General features: G+C 70.0%; 17 protein-coding genes and 1 tRNA gene. 12 read left to right on the top strand and 6 right to left on the bottom strand.

Annotation, left to right across the window (positions count from 1 at the left end):
• Positions 1–12: 12 nt before the first annotated feature.
• From MKL09_RS17700 to MKL09_RS17690, 3 genes are all read right to left on the bottom strand, one after another.
• Positions 13–1,170 carry an efflux RND transporter periplasmic adaptor subunit gene (locus tag MKL09_RS17700; RefSeq protein WP_244022220.1) on the bottom strand — a complete coding sequence of 386 codons (1,158 nt, stop codon included), beginning with the start codon at positions 1,168–1,170 and terminating at the stop codon, positions 13–15.
• Positions 1,171–1,316: 146 nt separating this feature from the next.
• On the bottom strand, positions 1,317–1,637 hold the full coding sequence (locus MKL09_RS17695) for a rhodanese-like domain-containing protein (protein WP_244022219.1): 321 nt from the start codon (positions 1,635–1,637) through the stop codon (positions 1,317–1,319).
• Positions 1,638–1,745: 108 nt separating this feature from the next.
• Positions 1,746–3,026: a glycosyltransferase family 4 protein gene (locus MKL09_RS17690; protein WP_244022217.1), complete on the bottom strand. Its 1,281-nt coding sequence runs from the start codon at positions 3,024–3,026 to the stop codon at positions 1,746–1,748.
• Between the two features lie 158 nt (positions 3,027–3,184).
• Between MKL09_RS17690 and MKL09_RS17685 the strand changes: the two genes are divergently transcribed.
• Positions 3,185–3,261: transfer RNA gene (locus tag MKL09_RS17685), tRNA-Pro, on the top strand.
• Positions 3,262–3,350: 89 nt separating this feature from the next.
• Here the strand turns inward: MKL09_RS17685 and MKL09_RS17680 are convergent.
• A complete protein-coding gene (locus MKL09_RS17680; protein WP_244022215.1) occupies positions 3,351–4,253 on the bottom strand; it encodes an MBL fold metallo-hydrolase in 903 nt (300 codons plus the stop codon).
• A gap of 256 nt (positions 4,254–4,509) precedes the next feature.
• On the opposite strand from MKL09_RS17680, the gene MKL09_RS17675 reads away from it, so the two are divergent.
• The 7 genes from MKL09_RS17675 (at position 4,510) to glmU (ending at position 11,909) form a co-directional block, all read left to right on the top strand.
• Positions 4,510–5,175, top strand: a complete 666-nt coding sequence (locus tag MKL09_RS17675; protein ID WP_244022213.1) for an SCO family protein — start codon at positions 4,510–4,512, stop codon at positions 5,173–5,175.
• A 94-nt stretch (positions 5,176–5,269) separates the two neighbouring features.
• A complete protein-coding gene (locus MKL09_RS17670; protein ID WP_244022211.1) occupies positions 5,270–6,859 on the top strand; it encodes a glucan biosynthesis protein in 1,590 nt (529 codons plus the stop codon).
• Positions 6,860–6,957: 98 nt separating this feature from the next.
• Positions 6,958–7,188 (top strand): hypothetical protein, encoded by a 231-nt coding sequence (locus tag MKL09_RS17665; protein ID WP_244022209.1) that lies wholly within the window; start codon positions 6,958–6,960, stop codon positions 7,186–7,188.
• A gap of 4 nt (positions 7,189–7,192) precedes the next feature.
• Entirely contained in the window at positions 7,193–7,570 is a 378-nt protein-coding gene (locus MKL09_RS17660; RefSeq protein ID WP_244022207.1) for a hypothetical protein, read from the top strand.
• A gap of 346 nt (positions 7,571–7,916) precedes the next feature.
• Positions 7,917–8,579 carry a Crp/Fnr family transcriptional regulator gene (locus MKL09_RS17655; RefSeq protein WP_409566944.1) on the top strand — a complete coding sequence of 221 codons (663 nt, stop codon included), beginning with the start codon at positions 7,917–7,919 and terminating at the stop codon, positions 8,577–8,579.
• A 297-nt stretch (positions 8,580–8,876) separates the two neighbouring features.
• Positions 8,877–10,454 (top strand): RNA polymerase factor sigma-54, encoded by a 1,578-nt coding sequence (gene rpoN, locus MKL09_RS17650; protein ID WP_244022205.1) that lies wholly within the window; start codon positions 8,877–8,879, stop codon positions 10,452–10,454.
• 78 nt (positions 10,455–10,532) lie between these two features.
• Positions 10,533–11,909: a bifunctional UDP-N-acetylglucosamine diphosphorylase/glucosamine-1-phosphate N-acetyltransferase GlmU gene (gene glmU, locus MKL09_RS17645; protein WP_244022204.1), complete on the top strand. Its 1,377-nt coding sequence runs from the start codon at positions 10,533–10,535 to the stop codon at positions 11,907–11,909.
• Between the two features lie 104 nt (positions 11,910–12,013).
• Here glmU and MKL09_RS17640 read toward each other — a convergent pair whose 3' ends face one another.
• Positions 12,014–12,256 (bottom strand): hypothetical protein, encoded by a 243-nt coding sequence (locus MKL09_RS17640; RefSeq protein ID WP_244022201.1) that lies wholly within the window; start codon positions 12,254–12,256, stop codon positions 12,014–12,016.
• A 105-nt stretch (positions 12,257–12,361) separates the two neighbouring features.
• Between MKL09_RS17640 and MKL09_RS17635 the strand changes: the two genes are divergently transcribed.
• The 3 genes from MKL09_RS17635 to MKL09_RS17625 all read left to right on the top strand — a co-directional run bounded on the left by MKL09_RS17635 (position 12,362) and on the right by MKL09_RS17625 (position 16,466).
• Entirely contained in the window at positions 12,362–13,294 is a 933-nt protein-coding gene (locus tag MKL09_RS17635) for a bile acid:sodium symporter family protein (RefSeq protein WP_244022199.1), read from the top strand.
• A 169-nt stretch (positions 13,295–13,463) separates the two neighbouring features.
• Positions 13,464–15,290 (top strand): glutamine--fructose-6-phosphate transaminase (isomerizing), encoded by a 1,827-nt coding sequence (glmS, locus tag MKL09_RS17630; protein ID WP_244022197.1) that lies wholly within the window; start codon positions 13,464–13,466, stop codon positions 15,288–15,290.
• Between the two features lie 24 nt (positions 15,291–15,314).
• On the top strand, positions 15,315–16,466 hold the full coding sequence (locus MKL09_RS17625) for a M20 family metallopeptidase (protein WP_244022195.1): 1,152 nt from the start codon (positions 15,315–15,317) through the stop codon (positions 16,464–16,466).
• A gap of 281 nt (positions 16,467–16,747) precedes the next feature.
• Here the strand turns inward: MKL09_RS17625 and MKL09_RS17620 are convergent, their stop codons facing one another.
• Positions 16,748–17,743, bottom strand: coding sequence for an aldo/keto reductase (locus tag MKL09_RS17620; protein ID WP_244022194.1), 996 nt, complete (start codon positions 17,741–17,743; stop codon positions 16,748–16,750).
• A gap of 107 nt (positions 17,744–17,850) precedes the next feature.
• On the opposite strand from MKL09_RS17620, the gene MKL09_RS17615 reads away from it, so the two are divergent.
• Positions 17,851–18,774 carry a LysR family transcriptional regulator gene (locus tag MKL09_RS17615; protein ID WP_244022192.1) on the top strand — a complete coding sequence of 308 codons (924 nt, stop codon included), beginning with the start codon at positions 17,851–17,853 and terminating at the stop codon, positions 18,772–18,774.
• Positions 18,775–18,795: the final 21 nt, after the last annotated feature.

Here is an 18,795-nt window from a genome sequence, read left to right as displayed (position 1 = left end):
AGCCGGTCCGGCTCACGTCTTGCTCGGGGGCAGCTCGACCGTCTCCGGATTGACCTTGGCCCCCGGGCGGACGCGGGCGATGCCGTTGACCACCAGGCTCTCGTCGCCCTTCAGCCCGCTGCGGATCACCCGGTAGCCGTCGACCTTCGGGCCGAGCACCACGTCCTTCTGCTGGATCACGTTCTCCGGTCCGAGCACGTAGACGATGCGCTTGTCCTGGTTGGCGGCGACCGCCTCGTCGGGGATCATCACGCCCTGGAACGGCTTGGTGGCAGGCATCGAGACGATGCCGAACAGGCCGGGCTTGATGAACAGGTCGGCGTTGGGGACGGTGGCGCGCAGCAGGATCGTGCCGGTGGCGCCGTCGACGCGGTTGTCGACGAAGTCGAGGGTGCCCTTGCGGGTCGGCTTCGCCTCGCCGGACAGGGCGATCGTGATCGGCACGCCCTTGCCCTGCTGGGTCTGGCCCATGCCGATGCCGAGGCTGCTCTGATACTTGAGGAACGACTTCTCATCGACGGTGAAGCTGAACCAGATCGGGTCGAGCGACACGATCGTGGTCAGCATCGTCTGGTCGGCGCTGACGATGTTGCCCTCGGTGACCAGCCGCCGGCTGATCCGGCCGTTGACCGGCGCCTTGACCTCGCTGAAGTCGTAGTTGAGCTGGGCGTTGTTCAGCGCCGCCTGGGCGCTGTCGACATCCGCCTGGGCGGTCAGCGAGGCCTGCCGGCGCTGGTCGGTGACCTGCTCGGAGATGTTGCCGCTCCGGGACAGGGTCTGGGCGCGTTCGAGATCGGTCTGCGAGAAGGACTGGCGCGCCTTGGCCGAGGCCAGGGCGGCCTGGGCCTGCTCCAGCGCCGCCTTGTAGGGGCGCCGGTCGATCACGAACAGCAGGTCGCCCTTCTTCACCGTCTGGCCGTCGGTGAAATTGATCTTTTCCAGATACCCGGTGACCCGGGCCCGGACCTCGACGTAATCGATCGCATCGAATCGGCCGGTATACTGGTCCTGCTCGACGATCTCGCGGACCACCGGCTTGGCCACGGTGACCTTCGGCGGGGGGCCGCCGGGCGCCTGGGCGTGGGCGATCGGTGCAAGGGGGCCCGCGATCAGGAAGCCGGCAGCGAGACCGGAGAGCACGGGGAAGAGGCTGGAAAGCCGGCTGCGCATCGGGTCCTGCTGTCCGTTGGCCGACCCGGCGGTCGAACCGAGCTTGACGATGAGTCCTGGGCAGACGCGCCGTAACCCGCGCGACCTGTAACCCATTGTGCGAGAGCGCACATGACGGCCCCTGGAGGCCGGATTGTTTTAAACGGCTACTCGATTGCTTCGCCCGCCGCGTACCAATCCTTGAAGCCGCCCTTGTAGTGCTCGGCGATGTCGAGGCCGGCCTTCTGGGCGGCCACCAGGGCGTGGACCGAGCGGACCCCCGACCCGCAGGACAGGACCGGCCGCCGCCCATCCGCCGCGATGAGCGCGGCCACGGCCTGCGGATCGAACGTGGACAGCGGATGCGAGACGGCGCCGGGAATGTGTCCGGCTTCGTATTCGTGGTCTTCGCGCACGTCGATGATCAGCATCGTGCCATCGCTCAACCCGCGCTTGACCGTCTCGCGATCGAGATCGACCACCTGCATCGACAGGATCTCCGTTCCGCCCCACTCGGGGCCCGGCCCTAAGGGCTGACGCTTTCCCTTATTCGTCAGGCCCGAGCGGCGCAACTCGCGGCGCTCGGGCGGGTCCGGTCAGATCGCTGCGAGCGTCGGCCCGACCGCCGCGAAATGGGCGTCCCAGCCCGGCGGCTGGTAGCTGTCGAGACGCCCGACCAACGCGGCCCGGAGCGGAGCATCCGGCCGGGCGAGCGCCGCGATCGCGTCCAACCAGCCCGGGCCGTCCAGCGGATCGTGGAACAGCGCGAAGCCGCCGGCGATCTCCCGGTGAACCGGGATGTCCGAGGCCACCACCGGCAGGCCGGAGGCCGCGGCCTCGACGATCGGGATGCCGTAGCCTTCCGTGAACGAAGGCATCAGCAGGGCGGTGCAACTGCGGGTCAGCGCCGCCAGCCCGTGGGTCGAGAGGCCGGTGACTTCGATCGCGTGGGCGCGCACGCCGGGGCAGCGATCGAGCATGTCGATGGCGCTCTCGGCCTCCCAGCCCCGGCGCCCGACCACGACCAGGCGGGGCGTCGCGGCTCCGTGCCGCTCGGCCAGGACGCGCCACAGCTGGAACAGCAGCAGGTGATTCTTGCGCGACTCGATCGTGCCGCAGACCAGGAAGGTCGGACGGTCCGGCCGGAAGCGCGGCCCGGCCCGCCCGAAGGCCGGCTCGACCCCGAGATGACCCACCGCCACCGGCGGCCGGCCGAAGCCCTCGGCAGCCAGGTGATCGCGGGTGCGCGCGCCGGTATCGGCGGAGTTGACCAGGATCGCGGCGGCGTGGCGCCCGATCGTGCGCATGCGGACCCGATGGCGGTCGGCCTCACCGGCGCGCCCGTATTCGGGATGCGTGATCGGGATGAGATCGTGGACGAAGAACGCCGCGCGCACGTCACGCCGGTCGTAGAGCCAGTCGAACCGGCCGGGATTGTCGAGGCGCAGGTGCGAAGTGTGCAGGTAGAGCGCGTCCCGGGGCAGGGCCGCGAGCGAGCGGCCCCGTGAGACGATGTCGGCCGCTGTCCGCGCCTGGATCCGGCGGCGCTGCGTGCCCCCCACCCGGGGGGCCTGCCCGGACGGGGCGGATGTCACCGGGGCGCCGAGCCGAGCCGCCAGCCCGCGATAGACCGGATCCGAGAGCGCGTCCCGATCCTCGACCCAGCCCGCCGCCACGGATTCGACGATGGCCAGCGCGTGCGCGCGGTCGAGCACCCGCGGCCCGTAGGCCGTTGAGACCACGCCGACGCCCGGCCCCGGCCGACCCAGAAAGTGACGCGCATAGGCGAGATCAACCCGGTCGATCCCCGACGGGCTCGCATGGCGCAGCCGTGTGACGAGGCGCGTGAGATCGAAGGCGATCGGTCGGTCCGTCATGGTCCTCGTTGGCGTGGCGCGGGCGTTTCAGCGTGCCGAGCAGGGCGGGGACGCTCCCCGTACCCGCCCGGGCCGGGGAGGGCCAGCGTCGCCGATCGTCCGTGGAGGGCTTGCGTGGGCGGGGCGCGACGGCTAAGAGCGCCGGGCCCACGTGGCGTCGGAGTGTAGCGCAGCCCGGTAGCGCACCTGTCTGGGGGACAGGGGGTCGTCGGTTCAAGTCCGGCCACTCCGACCATATCTTTTTCGCCCAGCGAACCATGACGGCGCGGGCAATTATCTTCCGATATTCAGGTCTTGAGCTTCGGCTTCGTCGAAGCGCGGCGCTCACTTGGGCGGCGCGTAGGCCGAGCCGTCGGCGGCCCGCAGGGGCGCCTCCACGTAACGCCCGTGGTCGGGAACCGCGACCCGTTCGAAATCCTCGGCCAAGGCGTGGAGTGCGCGGCGCATTTCCTGGCCTTGGAGCGGACGGCCGTGACCTGTGATGACGCGCTCCGGTTCCAGGGCGGCAAGCGCCCGGACCGAATGGCGCGCCGCGCCCCAGTCGATCGTCAGATACATCGGCGGCCCATGGAGCTCCGGTTCCTGAACGGCGACCGCGTAGGCCGATTCCTGCGCGGTGGTGACGAAGGCGTCGCCGACAATCAGGGTGCGGTCTGACTCGCGCCAGAGCGAGACGTGGCCCGGCGCGTGACCGGGCGTGTGGATCCAGCGCCAGCCGGCCATCGGCGGGACGGCGCCGTCCCCCGGCAGATCCTGCAGGCGACGAGACACGTCGACCGGTTTCGTCGGGAATAGCGGCGACAGGCGGCCCAGCAGGCCGCCGCCGACGCTGGGATCGGGGGCCGGGTAGGAGGCGCTGCCGTCAAGATACGGACGCTCCAGTGCGTGCGCGTAGACCGGAACGTCCCATTCCTCGGCCAGATCCTCCAGCACGCCGACATGGTCGAAATGGCCGTGGGTCAGCACGATCGCGGCGGGCCGCGCGCCGGCGCCGAACCGTTTCTCGGCCGCGGCCTTGATCGCGCTTTTGGCGCCCATCACGCCGGCATCGACTAGAACCCAGCCGCGGTCGCCGGCCCCGGGCGCGCCGACGAACACGGCGTTGACCAGCACGAGCCGCCGATAGGCGACGTCGCCGGTGATCTCATGGGTGGAATCGTCCCGCTCGGCATCGCGCGCCGGATCGTCGGCGCGGGCCTTCGGGTCGACGGGAATCTGCTGGACCATGCGGGGCGGCTCCCAGGGGGATTGCCTGAGCGGACATGTGTCGAAGAACCCGCTCAGGTCGTTGCAGCCACGAGGGTTTTCCCGCCCCGGCCTCGACCGCTCCGGCGTGGGATGGTGCGGCCGCTGGTGTACCGGCAACCGGGCCCGTAGAAGCGGGTTCCCCGCTTGCCGCGGGGCCGGCTCGCCGCAGCGGGATCGTGCGGGGCGATCCCGACCCCATATGGATCTCATCGACGCTCCCGCCGCAGGTCCCCGCATGGCACCGAGCCCGCTCGCCCTCATCGCGTCCGCCGCGATCTTCTCCCTGGTCGCCACCGGCACGGGGGCGATCATCCTGCAGCAGGGCTCGCACTTCAGCCATCCGCGCCGGGTCGGCGGCAGCTTCGCCATGACGGATCTCGATGGGCGCCCGGTGAGCCAGGCCGACCTGCTCGGCAAGCCGTCAGCCCTGTTCTTCGGCTTCACCCATTGCCCGGAGGTCTGCCCGACCACGCTCACGACGCTGTCCGGCGCGCTGGGCCGCATGGGTCGCGACGCCGACCGCATCAACGTGGTCTTCGTCACCCTCGACCCGGAGCGCGACACCCCCGAGAGCCTGCGGGACTACCTGACCGCCTTCGATCCGCGCATCCGCAGCTTCGTCGGGACGCCCGAGCAGGTGGCCCGCATGGCCGACGCCTACCACGTCGCCTACAAGCGCGTGCCGGTTCCGGGCGGCGACTACACGATGGAGCATTCCGCCACCGTGGGGCTGTTCGACAAGACCGGCCGGATGGTCGGGGAAATCGGCTACGGCGAGGACGAGGATCGAACCCTGTCCAAGCTGATCACGCTGGCGCTGCCCGGCCAGTGCGCCCCCGGGGGCGGGGCCGCCCTCTGGGAGACCGACGGCCCCACCAATGCCTGCGGCCCAAGAAGCTGAACCTCGGCCGACGCGGCGGTCAATTGCGCGGTCATGCCAGCGTGACTAGTTGGCGGAGCCGATCGTCGGACCGGCGATTCCCGGAGGTTCGAGCTTGATCACGCGACGCGCCCTGACAGCTTTGGGCCTACTGGCCCTCTCGCCCCTCGCGCGCCCCGCCCGTGCCGCATCCGGCGGGCCGCGCCTGGCGCCGCCGGAGCCGATGGATTTCGACCGGCTGAAGACGCTGGCCCGCACGCTGCGCGACCGGCCCTACGCGCCGCCCCCCGAGGCGCCGGCCTCGCCGACCCTGGACGCCCTGACCTACGGGCCGCTTCAGGAGATCCGCTACCCGCCGGCGCACGCGCTGTTCCCGGAGAGCCCGTACCCGGTCACCTTCTTCCACCTGGGCAACTTCTTCCGGCATCCGGTGAAGATTTTTTCGCTCGAAGGCGGCCAGGCCCGCGAGGTGCTGTATTCCCGCGATCTCTTCGCCTACCCGCCCGGCAATCCCGGCAAGGACCTGCCCGACGGCGCCGGCTTCGCCGGGGTCCGCTTCCAGAAGGTCCCGGCCGACCGGCCCGGCGCCGACGGCGACTGGCTGGCCTTCCTCGGCGCCTCCTATTTCCGGGCCGCCGGAGATGGAGCCCAGTACGGCGCCTCGGCCCGGGGCATCGCCATCGACACGGCGCCGGGACCGGGCAAGTCCGAGGAATTCCCGGTCTTCACCCGCTTCTACGTGTCGCCGGCCTCGGACGGGGCGGTCACCATCCTGGCCCTGCTCGAAGGCCAGAGCCTCACCGGCGCCTACCGGTTCACCGCCCGGAAGGCACCGCATGTGGTGATCGACGTCGCCTGCACACTCTACATCCGCAAGGCGGTCGAGCGGTTCGGCGTCGCACCGCTGACCTCGATGCTCTGGTACGCGGAAGGCATGAGCCGGTTCCTCGCCAGCGACTGGCGACCGGAGGTGCACGATTCCGACGGCCTTCTGATGCAGACTGGGGCCGGCGAGCTGATCTGGCGCCCGCTCAACAACCCGCCGCGCCTCAGTGTCAGCGCCTTCGCGGACAAATCGCCGAAAGGGTTCGGCCTGCTCCAGCGCGACCGGGCCTTCGCCAACTACATCGACGACGGCTTCGAGGAGAACCGCCCCCACATCTGGGTCGAGCCGCAGGGCGACTGGGGGGCGGGCAGCGTGCAGCTGGTCGAGATCCCAACCCACCAGGAGACCGACGACAATATCGGGGCGATGTGGGTGCCGGCCGATCCGCCGACAGCGGGGGCCGAGCGCAGCTTCGCCTACCGCCTGCACTGGCCGGTAGCCGAGCCGGTCGCCACCGATCTCGCCCGCTGCGTCGCCACCCGGGCGACCAAGGCGTCCTGGCTGTCCGGTGCGGAGAGGCGTCCGGGCCGGGCGAACCTCGTGCGCCAGTTCGTGCTGGAATTCGAGGGCGCGGCCCTGGCGGGTCTTGATCCCGAGAAGGCCCAGGTGGCGCTGACGCTCTCGCGCGGCAGCGCCGAGGAGGTCGGCGCGACCTGGGCACCCTACGGCAAGCCGAGCCCCTGGCGGGTGTTCCTGAAGGTTTTCGCGGACGGCCCCGAGCCGGTCGAGATGCGGCTGCAGCTCAAGAATGGGGACCGCCTGCTCTCGGAGACCTGGGCCTACCAATATTATCCCGAGGCGCCCGGGACGGTGCTCTAGACACAAAGCCGCCGGCACATTGCCGCCGCGGGGCGACCGTCCTTACAAGGTACCCTGGGGCTGCGCTTCGCCGTCCCGTCGCCGCACCCGAGGCCGTCATGAACGGCGAAAAGCCGCCCGGCCTCAACCTCCCCGAGGCCCTGACCCGCCTGCTGAAGGCACCCCGGAACGCGATCTGGCCGACGCCCGAGGACCGGCATCGTCTGCGCCTCGGTCGCCAGCGGCCCCGTGTGCCGAGCCGGGCCGTGATGGGCGTCTGGATCTGGGCGATCCTGTACAATGTGATCGGCTTCGCGATCCTCGCGACCCTGTGGCGGACGATGCACTGACCCGATGAAGACACCCAAGCCGAACGTTTCGCGCGCGCGCCGACCGGTCCTGGCCGCGTTACTCTTTGGTCTGGCCGGCTCGATAGCCTCGGCGCAGGCGCCGGAGAGCGCCTTGAACGCGGATGACGGCACCGGGGCAGTCAAGGTCTGTGCGCCGGTGGCGATGCCCCGCTGGCGCTCGATGATCCCGGCACCGAAGACCTGGACCTTCCTGGATTGCATGGGGTTCTCGGGCGAGATGGGCGCCAGCCATTTCCAGCTCGGCTGCCTGTTCGCCAACGTCACCCCACACGCGCAGAAATATGCCTGGGGCCCGATGGTGCCGATCGAGAAAGCCGCCCTGGCCAAACCGCAGCCGCCGATCCCCAATTGCGGCTGGTGAGTCGACCTGGATCCTGGCGGATTGCGCCGGTGCCGTGCCCGGTCAAAGTCGTTTGGAAGTCGGCCGCCTGGCGGCAAAGGGTTGGACGCGGAAACCAAGCCTGTTTTCGTCTGTTAATTCTAACAGACCGGTTGTCCCGTGATACCATCGTCTGAAAGCGTACGTAGCCTGCGGACAGGCTCAATTTCACTTGTGGTCGGCCTGTGGCCGTTTACCTCCGGTCTATCGAGATCAGACGAGCTTGCGCGCCGATGACGGAGAGATTGTCCGCGCTCTAGCACCTCTTTGGAGCGGAGCCTTGGATCGACTTAAGCAGGATCGCGTCCGCAATCGTCTGCTCCGTTTCATGACCCCGGATGATTTCGCCCGTCTCGCGCCGGAGCTGGAGATCGTCTCGGTGCCGCTGCGCGAGTTGCTGATTCTGCCGCTCCAGCCGATTGCGCACGCGCATTTCATCGAGGAAGGCATCGTCTCACTGGTCGCGGACACGCTCGAGGGTCGGATCGAGATCGGGGTGGTCGGCTACGAGGGGATGTGCGGCGCGCCGCTCGTGCTGGGGACGGACCGCACGCCCCACACCGCACTGGTGCAATCCGATCTCGTGGCCCTGCGGCTCCCGGCGGCCAGCCTGCTGGCGGCGTTGGATGACAGCGCAACCTTACGCAATCTGCTCGGCCGCTACGTGCAGAGCCTGATCGTCCAGGTCGGGCATACGGTCTACGCCAACACCGACCTCACCATCGAGGCGCGGCTCGCTCGGTGGATCCTGATGACCCATGACCGGCTGCAGAAGGACGAGTTGATCCTCACGCACGAATTCCTGGCGATGATGCTCGGCGTCCGGCGCCCCGGCGTCACGACCGCGACGCATGTGCTGGAGGGCTCGGGCATGATCCGGGCAAGGCGCGGCCGAATCATCGTGACCGACCGCGATAAGCTCGAGGACCTGGCCGGAGATGCCTACGGACCGGCCGAGGCTGAGTACGAACGGCTCCTCGCGCCGGACTGAGGCGTCGGTCAGCGCGGCCCCGCCCGTCATGGCGAGCCCAGTGTACGACGAACGCCCCGTCCGCCGGCGTGCAGGGCTTCGTTAAAGCCTGATCCGGAAACTGAACGGCAGACCCGCTGTGGCCCGCGCACCACGGACCGGCTCCGTTCGGCCACTTGCCAACACCGTTGGGCACGAACGGTCTTTGACGCGCCCCGAAGATCGGTTTACAGGTGATCAGGCGCGACAAGCAATAACCATGCCGCAAGCAACGCCGCCCGGCTGGTCAATCACGCTGAAAGGGCATCGGGGCCTCTTATGAGTTTGGTGCAACGGCTGGAAGTGCGTCAGGGCCAGTCCCTGGTGATGACGCCGCAGCTCCTGCAAGCGATCAAACTCCTGCAACTGTCGCATCTCGATCTCGCCGCCTATGTCGAGGCCGAGCTGGAGCGCAATCCGCTGCTGGAACGCGCCGAATCCGAGGCGCCGGGCGCCGGCGAAGCAGCCGAAGCGGGCGGTCCTTCCGAGGACGTGGCGTCCGGTGACCGCTTCGATGCGGCCGACCCCGATTCGTGGCAGCCCCCCGAACTCAATCCGAGCCGCGGCGAGATCGAGACCGAGTTCGATACGCGGCTCGACAACGTCTTTCCGGACGACGCACCGATCCAGGTGCAGGAAGCCTCCGGGGGCGACATGCTCTCGCTGACGCCGCCGCCCTACGGCAGCAGCGGTGGCAGCTTCGATTCCGACGCACCCGATTTCGAGGCGGCGCTTACGGCCGAGATTTCCCTGCGCGATCACTTGGCGGGCCAGCTCGACCTGGCGACCCGCAATCCGACCGACCGGCTGATCGGCGGGTTCCTGATCGACGCGGTCGACGAGGCCGGCTACCTGCGCGAGACGGTCGAGGGCGTGGCCGAGCGCCTCGGCGCCGATCCCGCCACCGTGGCCCGGGTGCTGACCCTGGTCCAGAGCTTCGACCCGCCCGGCATCGCCGCCCGCGACCTCGCCGAGTGCCTGGCGATCCAGCTGCGCGAGCGCGACCGGTTCGACCCGGCCATGCAGGCCCTGGTCTCGCGCCTCGATCTGGTGGCCAAGCGCGAGTTCAGCGCCCTGCGCCGCCTCTGCGGCGTCGACGACGAGGACCTCGTCGAGATGCTGGGCGAGATTCGCCGGCTCGACCCGAAGCCCGGGCGGGCATTCGGATCGAGCGGCGTCGAGGTGCTGATCCCCGACGTGTTCGTGCGCGCCGCCCCGGACGGATCGTGGCTGGTGGAACTCAACGGCGAGGCCCTGCCGCGCGTGCTGGTCAACCAGAGCTACTATGCCCGGGTCGTGCGCGGTGCCTCGGCCGACGGCGACAAGGCGTTCCTGTCGGAGGCGCTGCAGAACGCCAACTGGCTCACCCGCTCCCTGGAGCAGCGCGCCCGCACGATCCTGAAGGTCGCCACCGAGATCGTGCGCCAGCAGGACGGGTTCTTCGTCCACGGCGTCACGCATCTGCGCCCGCTGAACCTCAAGACCGTCGCCGAGGCGATCGGCATGCACGAATCGACCGTCTCCCGGGTCACCTCCAACAAGGCGATCGGCACAAGCCGCGGCACCCTGGAGATGAAGTACTTCTTCACCGCGGCGATCCCCGGCGCGGCCGGCATGGCGGCCCATTCCTCCGAGGCCGTGCGCCATCGCATCAAGCAGTTGGTCGACGGCGAGACGCCGGACGACGTGCTGTCGGACGACGCGCTGGTGCAGAAGCTGCGCAGCGAGGGCGTCGACATCGCCCGCCGGACCGTGGCCAAGTACCGGGAATCGCTGCGGATCCCGAGCTCGATCGAGCGGCGCCGGGAGCATTACGCCCACGGCTCGGGCCATCACGGGGCGCTGGCCCTGCGCTGAGATCCGCCGGGACGGTCTTGCGTCGCGCGGTCGTCCGGCCCATCCGGGGCGCGCCGAATCACGACGCCTGGACCCGCGATGACTCCTTCCGCCACGCCCCCGCGCAGCCTCACCGCCATCGTGCTCGCGGCCGGGAAGGGCACGCGGATGCGCTCGGACCTGCCGAAGGTGCTCCACCGGATCGCCGGACGGACCATGCTGGGCCACGTGCTGGCGGCCGTGCAGGCGGCGGGCGCCGGCCGGATCGCCGTGGTCGCCGAGCCCGGCCGCGAGGATGTCGACGCCGAGATCGCCCGGGAGGCGCCCGGCGCGCAGGTGTTCCCGCAGGCCGAGCGCCTGGGCACCGCCCACGCCGTGCTGGCCGCCCGGGCCGTGCTCGAAGCGCCGGACGACGACGTGGTCATCGCCTTCGGCGACACGCCGCTGATCAGCGCCGAAACTTTTTTGAGACTCCGCGCGCCGCTGGCGGAGGGCGCGGCGGTCGCGGTCCTGGCGTTCGAGAGCCCGACGCCGACCGGCTACGGCCGGGTGCTCACCGAGGGCAGCCGCGTCCTGGCGATCCGCGAGGAGAAGGATGCGAGTCCGGCCGAGCGGGCCGTCACCCTGTGCAATGCCGGGCTGATGGCCCTGTCGGGGCAACACGCCCTGACGCTGCTCAGCCGCATCGGCAACGACAACGCCGCCGGCGAATACTACCTCCCGGACGCGGTGGCGCTCGCCGTCGCGGAAGGGTTCTCGGTCACGGTCGTGCCGGTTGACGAGGCAGAGGCGCAGGGGGTCAACGACCGGGTGCAGCTCAGCATCGCCGAGGCCGCGATCCAGGCCCGGCTGCGCCGCAGCGCCATGCTGGGCGGCGCCACGCTCGTCGCCCCCGAGACCGTTTTCCTCAGCCACGACACGATCCTCGGACGCGATGTCGTCGTGGAACCCCACGTCGTGTTCGGGCCGGGCGTCCGGGTCGCGGACGGCTGCACGGTGCAGGCCTTCGCCCACCTCACCGACACCGTTCTCGAAGGGAGCGTGCGCATCGGGCCGTTCGTGCGCCTGCGCGGCCATGCCGTCCTCGAGACCGGCGCGGAACTCGGCAATTTCGTCGAGCTCAAGAACGCCCGGATGGGACCGGGGGCCAAGGCCGCGCACCTCACCTATCTCGGCGATGCCGAGATCGGAGCGAAGGCCAATATCGGCGCCGGCACGATCACCTGCAATTACGACGGTGTGCTCAAGCATAAGACCACGATCGGCGCCGGCGCCTTCATCGGCTCGAACTCGGCGCTGGTGGCGCCGGTGACCGTGGGGGAGGGGGCCTATGTGGCCTCGGGCTCGGTCATCACCGACGACGTGCCGGCGGACGCCATGGCGGTCGCCCGCGGCCGGCAGGCTGTGAAGCCTGGCTGGGCGAAGCTGAAGCGGGCGGCGTTGCAGGCGGAGAAGGCTTTGCGCGGGGGGCGCTGAGGCGTGCTGGCCGAGGCCTCCTGCCGATCTCGGCTCGGGGTGCCAACAAGACCTCGACCTTCCCTCCGAAAACGGACGTTCCGTTTCCGCCTCATCTCGAACGATCAAGCAAATAGCCAACGGCCGAGCATGCGACCGAACGGGAAGGTAAAAAACCCGACAATCAAGAGAGCCCCCGTGATCAGCGACAACGCTGTGTAGCGATGGGCATCCACCCGACGCAGGCGGGCATGCCAAGCCAGCATCGGAGCTTGGGTGAGTACGATCATGGAATGGACGTGGATTGCACTCAGACCGCCCTGGCTGCCGCCGCGGATGCCGAAGCTGAGCAGAGCCGTCGCGGTCATGGACGCGACCTACGCATAACCGAGATGCCTCCGGCACGGCTGCGCTTGACGCGCATCGGCGCAGCTGGGACACGGCCGCCGCCTTCCCGGACATCGGCCCGCACGATGCTGCTCAACCGCTTGTTTCCCGTCTGCGCCGTCCTGGCCGCGGCCGCGGCCTATGTCGCGCCGGACGTGTTCCTGCCGGTGCTCCCGCACGTCGCCATTCTGCTGGCCGTGATCATGTTCGCCCTCGGCGTCACGCTGACGCCCGCGGATTTCGGCCGGATCCTGGCCCGGCCCGCGCCGGTCGCGGCCGGTGTCGTGGTCCATTACCTCGTGATGCCCGCCGCCGCCTGGGCCATCGCCCACGCCCTCGGCATGGGCACCGAGCTCACGACCGGCATGGTGCTGGTCGGCAGCGTCGCCAGCGGCACGAGTTCCACCCTGATGGTCTACATCGCCGGCGGCGACGTCGCGCTGTCGGTGACGATCGCCACGGCGTCGACGCTGGTGGGTCTAGTGGCGACGCCGCTGCTGGTGCGCCTCTACGTTGACGCCGCCGTGCCGGTGGACGTGGTGGGGCTCCTGGCCAGCCTCGTGGAGATCGTGGCCGCGCCGGTGGCTCTGGGGCTGGCGCTCAACCGGCTCGCGCCGCGCCTCGTCGGGCGCATCGAGCGGGCTCTGCCCGCCGTATCGATGCTCGCCATCCTGTTGATCATCGGCGCTGTTGTCGCCGGCAGCCGGGCCAGCATCGCCGCCGTCGGCCCACTCGTGCTGCTGGCGGTGGTGCTGCACAACGGAGCCGGTCTGGTCTTCGGCTACTGGAGCGGGCGCCTGCTCGGCTTCGATGAGGGCACCTGCCGAACCCTGGCCCTGGAAGTCGGCATGCAGAATTCCGGTCTCGCGGCGGCGCTGGGCAAGCTCTATTTCTCGCCGCTGGCCGCCCTGCCGGGCGCGGTCTTCTCCGTGTGGCACAACCTGTCGGGCTCGGTACTGGCCAGTCACTGGTCGGGACGGAACCCAGCCATCGCCACGCGCGGGACCGCGCCCTCATAAGAGAACCGCCGAGGCGACCGCGCACATCAGCATCGATCGGCCGGGGCTGGCCCTGCGCGGCTCTGATCCGGTACAAGTCCCGCTTGGCTTGGGCATGAGCGAACGGCCCGGACCTTGTTGCGCGGCGCGTCCGCGCGGCGATCCCGGCCTCAGAGCGAGAGACAATCCCATGTGCGGCATCGTCGGCATCGTCGGGCGCGACGCGGTGGCGGGGCAGGTGATCGAGGCCCTGCGGCGGCTCGAATACCGCGGCTACGATTCCGCCGGCATCGCCACCCTGGAGCACGGCCGCCTGGAGCGGCGCCGCGCCTCGGGCAAGCTCGTCAACCTGGTGGAGAGGCTCGAGCAGGAGCCGCTCACCGGCACGATCGGCATCGGCCACACCCGCTGGGCGACCCATGGCCGGCCCAACGAGACCAACGCCCATCCGCACGCCACCAAGCGGCTCGCCGTCGTCCATAACGGCATCATCGAGAATTTTCGCGAGCTGAAGGCCGAGCTGGAAGCTGACGGCGTCGTGTTCGAGACCGAGACCGATACCGAGGTCGTGGCCCAGCTGGTCAGCCGCAACATGGACCGGCAGATGAGCCCGGTCGATGCCGTGGCCGCCGCCCTGCCGCGGCTGCGCGGCGCCTTCGCGCTGGGCTTCATCTTCTCCGGGGAGGAGAACCTGCTGATCGGCGCCCGCCACGGCGCGCCGCTGGCAGTCGGCTTCGGCCAGGGCGAGACCTATCTCGGCTCGGACGCCCTGGCGCTCGCCCCCTTCACCGACGCCATCACCTATCTCGACGAGGGCGACTGGGCGATCCTGACCCGGGACGGCGCCGAGATCCGCGACCAGTCCGGCGCCCGCGTCGAGCGCCCGCGCCAGAAGATCGCCACGCAGGCCTACCGGATCGACAAGGGCGAGTACCGCCACTTCATGGCGAAGGAGATCCACGAGCAGCCCGAGGTGGTGGGCCGCACGCTCGCCCATTACGTCGACATGGCCAACGGCCGGGTGATGCTGCCCGAGGCGCTGCCCTTCGACTTCGCCAAGCTCAGCCGCGTCTACATCACCGCCTGCGGCACGGCGTTCTATGCCGGGCTGGTGGCGCGCTACTGGTTCGAGCAGATCGCGCGCCTGCCGGTCGAGATCGATGTCGCCTCCGAGGCCCGCTATCGCGAGGCACCGCTGGAGAAGGACGGGCTGACGCTGGTCATCTCGCAATCGGGCGAGACCGCCGACACCTTGGCTTCGCTCCGCTACGCCAAGTCTCAGGGCCAGCACACGCTCTGCGTCGTCAACGTGCCGACCTCGACCATCGCGCGGGAATCCTCCGTGGTGATGCCGACGCTCGCCGGCCCCGAGATCGGCGTTGCCTCGACCAAGGCGTTCTCGTGCCAGCTCACCGTGCTGCTGTGCCTCGCCATCGCGGCCGGGCGCGCCCGCGGCACCCTCGACGCGGAAGGCGAGCGCCGGCTGGTCGACGCGCTGATCAAGGCGCCGGGCCTGATGGCCGAGGCGCTGACCCGCGAGCCGGAGATCGAGCTCTTGGCCCGGGACGTCGCGAAGGCGCGCGACGTGCTCTATCTCGGCCGCGGCACCAGCTACCCGATGGCGCTTGAGGGCGCGCTGAAGCTCAAGGAAATCAGCTACATCCATGCCGAGGGCTACGCCGCGGGCGAGCTGAAGCACGGGCCGATCGCGCTGATCGACGAGAGCGTGCCGGTGATCGTGATCGCGCCCCACGACGCGGTGTTCGAGAAGACGGTCTCGAACATGCAGGAAGTCGCCGCGCGGGGCGGGCGCATCGTGCTAATCGGCGACGCCAAGGGCGCGGCCGAGCACGGGCTCGACACCATGGCCACCGTCACCATGCCGGACCTCGACGCCACCGTGGCGCCGATCGTGTACGCCGTGCCGATCCAGCTGGTGGCCTACCACACCGCGGTGTTCATGGGGAAAGACGTCGACCAGCCCCGGAACCTCGCGAAATCGGTCACCGTGGAATAGCCGCACCGCCGAGCGAGGGCTTCGATGACCGAGAGAGACGCCGCCGCGATCCGCTGGCTCGAAGGGCAGGAGGGCGCGATGCTGGCCCTGCTCGAAGAGCTGGTGAACATCGATTCCGGCTCCTACGACAAGGCCGGCGTCGATGCGGTGGGCGCGCGCATCGCGTTCTTCCTGGCCGAGCACGGCGTCTCGGTGACCACCATCCCGGTGGAGGATTACGGCGATGCGCTGAGGGCGCAGGTCGCCGGATCCGGGGGCGGCAACCGGCCGATCGTGCTGATGGGCCATCGCGACACCGTCTTCCCGAAGGGCGAGGTCGCCCATCGGCCGTTCCGAATCGCGGAGGGCCGCGCCTACGGGCCGGGCGTCGCCGACATGAAGGCGGGGCTGGTGATGAACGCCTTCGTGCTGGCCGCCTTCCACCGGGCCGGCGGCGCGCCAGTGCCGCTGGTCGGCCTGTTCACCAGCGACGAGGAGATCGGCTCGCCGGCCTGCCGGCCGATCATCGAGGAGACCGCCCGGGGCGCCCGGGCCGTGCTGAACGCCGAGCCCGGCCGCCCGACCGGCAACGTCGTCACCGGCCGCAAGGGCGGTGTGTTCATGCACCTGGAGGTCCAGGGCCGGGCCGCCCATTCCGGCGGCAACTACGCGGACGGGCGCAGCGCCATCGGGGAACTCGCCCACAAGATCATCGCGCTCCACGCCCTCACCGATCTCGACCGCGGCATCACGGTGAATGTCGGGCTGGTCTCGGGCGGCCAGTCGGTGAACACCGTGGCGCCGCGCGCCACCTGCGAGATCGACCTGCGCTACGTCACCCCGCCCGACCGCGACACCGCCATGAGCCGGATCGCCGCGATCGTGGCGGCCTCGACGATACCGGATACGCGCGCGCAGCTGACCATCAAGGGCGAGTTCCTGCCGCTGGTGCAGGACGAGGCCTCGCGCGCGCTATTCGAGACCTATGCGCGGGTCAGCGCCCAGCATGGCGCCCGGATCGAAGGCGAGTTTGCCGGCGGCTGCGCCGATTCCGGCTTCACCGCGAGCGTCGGCTGCCCGACCCTGTGCGCGGTCGGACCGGTCGGCGGCAAGGCCCACTCGCCCGAGGAATATCTGGAGGTCGCGAGCCTCGTTCCGCGGGCGCGGGCCATCGCCGAGACCATCGCGGCGGCTTGAATATGTATTCGACCGCGTGATCTCGGTCACAGGACGTCGACGAACAACGAGAATCCAAATCTCCTCCTCATCCTGAGGTGCCGGGCGAGCGCAGATCGCCCGGCCTCGAAGGAGCCCTCCAGCCAGCCAAGCGCCTTCTGGAGGGCTCCTTCGAGGCCCGCTGACGCAGGCTCCTCAGGATGAGGTCGAGGATGGGAGTGCCGTCGTCAGTCTCGCTTCGAGCCATGCCCCTCGTTGTCGGGCTCGGGGCGGCGGCGCGTCATCGCTCTTCCGGCCCGCACTCAGCCCTCAACCAAAGCCAGCGCGGCGTCGGTGTAGCGACGTCCACTGATCGCCTCGGGCGGCATCGCCGCGTCGATGGCGGCGAGGTCGTCCGGGCTCAGCACGATCCCCGCCGCGGCGGCGTTTTCTTCGAGGTGCCGGATCTTGCGGGCGCCGGGGATCGGCACGATGCCGTCGCCCCGGTGGAGCACCCAGGCCAGGGCGAGCTGTGCCGGGGTGACGCCTTTGTCGGCCGCCAGGGCCGCCAGCGCATCGATCAGCCTCTGGTTGGCCGCGAGGTTCTCGGCCTCGAAGCGCGGCAGGGTCCGGCGGAAATCGTCCTCCGCGAGGCTGCCGCGGTCGCGGATCGCCCCGGTGAGCAGGCCGCGGCCGAGCGGGCTGTAGGGCACGAAGCCGATGCCGAGCTCGGTGCAGGTCGGCAACACCGCCGCCTCCGGCTCGCGGCTCCAGAGGGAGTACTCGCTCTGCACCGCGGCGATCGGATGCACGGCATGGGCGCGCCGGATCGTGGCGGCGCCGGCCTCGGACAGGCCCAGCGTCCGCACCTTCCCAGCGCGCACGAGATCGGCCATCGCGCCGACCGTGTCCTCGATCGGCACCGCGGGATCGACCCGATGCTGGTAGAACAGGTCGATGACCTCGACTCCAAGGCGCTGCAGCGAGGCCTCGCAGACTGCGCGGACATGCTCGGGCCGGCTGTCGACGCCGACGATCCGGTCCCGGCCCTGGCCGGTCTCGGCGATCTTGAAGCCGAATTTGGTGGCGATGACGACCTGGTCGCGCACCGGCGCCAGGGCCTTGCCGACCAGCCTCTCGTTCTCGAACGGACCGTACATCTCGGCGGTGTCGAAGAAAGTGATGCCGAGATCGACCGCCCGGCGGAGCGTGGCGATGGCCTCCGCCTCCAGCTGACCGCCATAGGCGAAGCTCATGCCCATGCAGCCGAGGCCGAGGGCGGAGACGGAGAGTTCGGAACCGAGTCGACGCTGTTGCATGGGAGTCCCCCGCGAATCCTTTGGCCGAAGCCGCCCGGACTCTGCGCAGACCGCCGCGATAGGATAATCCGTGTTTTGCAACGCAGCCTGTCCTATCCGGCGCAACAGTGAAACGCACCGACCTTCCCGCCCTCTCGATCTTCGCCGCGGTCGCGGCGCGCCGCAGCTTCCGCGGGGCGGCCCGCGATCTCGGCCTCTCCGTCTCTGCGGTGAGCCACGCGATCAACGGTCTCGAAGCGAGCCTGGGAATCCGGATCCTGGCCCGGACCACCCGCAGCGTCGCCCCGACGGAGGCGGGACGGCGCCTGCTTGATGGGCTCGAACCGGCGCTGGCGGCGATCGCCGAGGCGGTCGAGGCCGCCACCGCCTCGCAGCAGCGGCTGTCGGGGACGCTGCGCTTCTCGGTGCCGCACTCGGCCGCCGAAATGATTCTGCTGCCGCTCGCCGTAGCGTTCACGCACGTGCATCCCGATGTCGCGATCGAGATCCGGGCCCAGGACGACCTGCGCGACATCGTGGCGGAGGAGTTCGATGCCGGTGCCCGGTTCGAGGAGAGCCTGGAGCAGGATATGATCGCCGTCCCGCTCGGGCCGGCGCAATGCGCGGCCATCGTGGCGGCGCCGTCCTATCTGGCGCAGCATCCCCGGCCGCGCACGCCGCAGGATCTCCACGACCACGCCTGCATCAACCGTCGTTTCCCCGGTGGCGCCCTCTACCGCTGGGACCTTGAGAAGGACGGCGCGGCCCTGGCTGTCGCGGTCTCCGGCAGCCTGATCCTCGACGACATGCGCCTGGTCGCGCAGGCGGCACGGCTGGGCGCCGGCCTCGCCTACGTGTTCGAGGCGCAGGTGATCGACGATCTCGAAGCCGGCCGGCTGGTCCGCGTGCTGGAGGATTGGTGCCCGCGCTTCCCCGGTTTCTTCCTCTACTACCCGAGCCGCACGCTGATGCGGCCGGTGCTCCGGGCGTTCCTCGATTTCGTACGGGGCGAGGACGTGGGTGAGCGATCACCGGGGGCGGTTGCCGTGTAGAACGAACCGCCCCCGAGCCGT

The organism is Methylobacterium sp. J-048, from assembly GCF_022829515.1.
GTDB lineage: Bacteria > Pseudomonadota > Alphaproteobacteria > Rhizobiales > Beijerinckiaceae > Methylobacterium.
This window is presented reverse-complemented; position numbering and strand designations above follow the sequence as displayed.

Coding starts and splice junctions, on each gene's coding strand:
- MKL09_RS17700 (WP_244022220.1), bottom strand. CDS start 1,170: ATGCGCAGCCGGCTTTCCAGCCTCTTCCCCGTGCTCTCCGGTCTCGCT.
- MKL09_RS17695 (WP_244022219.1), bottom strand. CDS start 1,637: ATGCAGGTGGTCGATCTCGATCGCGAGACGGTCAAGCGCGGGTTGAGC.
- MKL09_RS17690 (WP_244022217.1), bottom strand. CDS start 3,026: ATGACGGACCGACCGATCGCCTTCGATCTCACGCGCCTCGTCACACGG.
- MKL09_RS17680 (WP_244022215.1), bottom strand. CDS start 4,253: ATGGTCCAGCAGATTCCCGTCGACCCGAAGGCCCGCGCCGACGATCCG.
- MKL09_RS17675 (WP_244022213.1), top strand. CDS start 4,510: ATGGCACCGAGCCCGCTCGCCCTCATCGCGTCCGCCGCGATCTTCTCC.
- MKL09_RS17665 (WP_244022209.1), top strand. CDS start 6,958: ATGAACGGCGAAAAGCCGCCCGGCCTCAACCTCCCCGAGGCCCTGACC.
- MKL09_RS17660 (WP_244022207.1), top strand. CDS start 7,193: ATGAAGACACCCAAGCCGAACGTTTCGCGCGCGCGCCGACCGGTCCTG.
- MKL09_RS17655 (WP_409566944.1), top strand. CDS start 7,917: ATGACCCCGGATGATTTCGCCCGTCTCGCGCCGGAGCTGGAGATCGTC.
- rpoN (WP_244022205.1), top strand. CDS start 8,877: ATGAGTTTGGTGCAACGGCTGGAAGTGCGTCAGGGCCAGTCCCTGGTG.
- glmU (WP_244022204.1), top strand. CDS start 10,533: ATGACTCCTTCCGCCACGCCCCCGCGCAGCCTCACCGCCATCGTGCTC.
- MKL09_RS17640 (WP_244022201.1), bottom strand. CDS start 12,256: ATGACCGCGACGGCTCTGCTCAGCTTCGGCATCCGCGGCGGCAGCCAG.
- MKL09_RS17635 (WP_244022199.1), top strand. CDS start 12,362: ATGCTGCTCAACCGCTTGTTTCCCGTCTGCGCCGTCCTGGCCGCGGCC.
- glmS (WP_244022197.1), top strand. CDS start 13,464: ATGTGCGGCATCGTCGGCATCGTCGGGCGCGACGCGGTGGCGGGGCAG.
- MKL09_RS17625 (WP_244022195.1), top strand. CDS start 15,315: ATGACCGAGAGAGACGCCGCCGCGATCCGCTGGCTCGAAGGGCAGGAG.
- MKL09_RS17620 (WP_244022194.1), bottom strand. CDS start 17,743: ATGCAACAGCGTCGACTCGGTTCCGAACTCTCCGTCTCCGCCCTCGGC.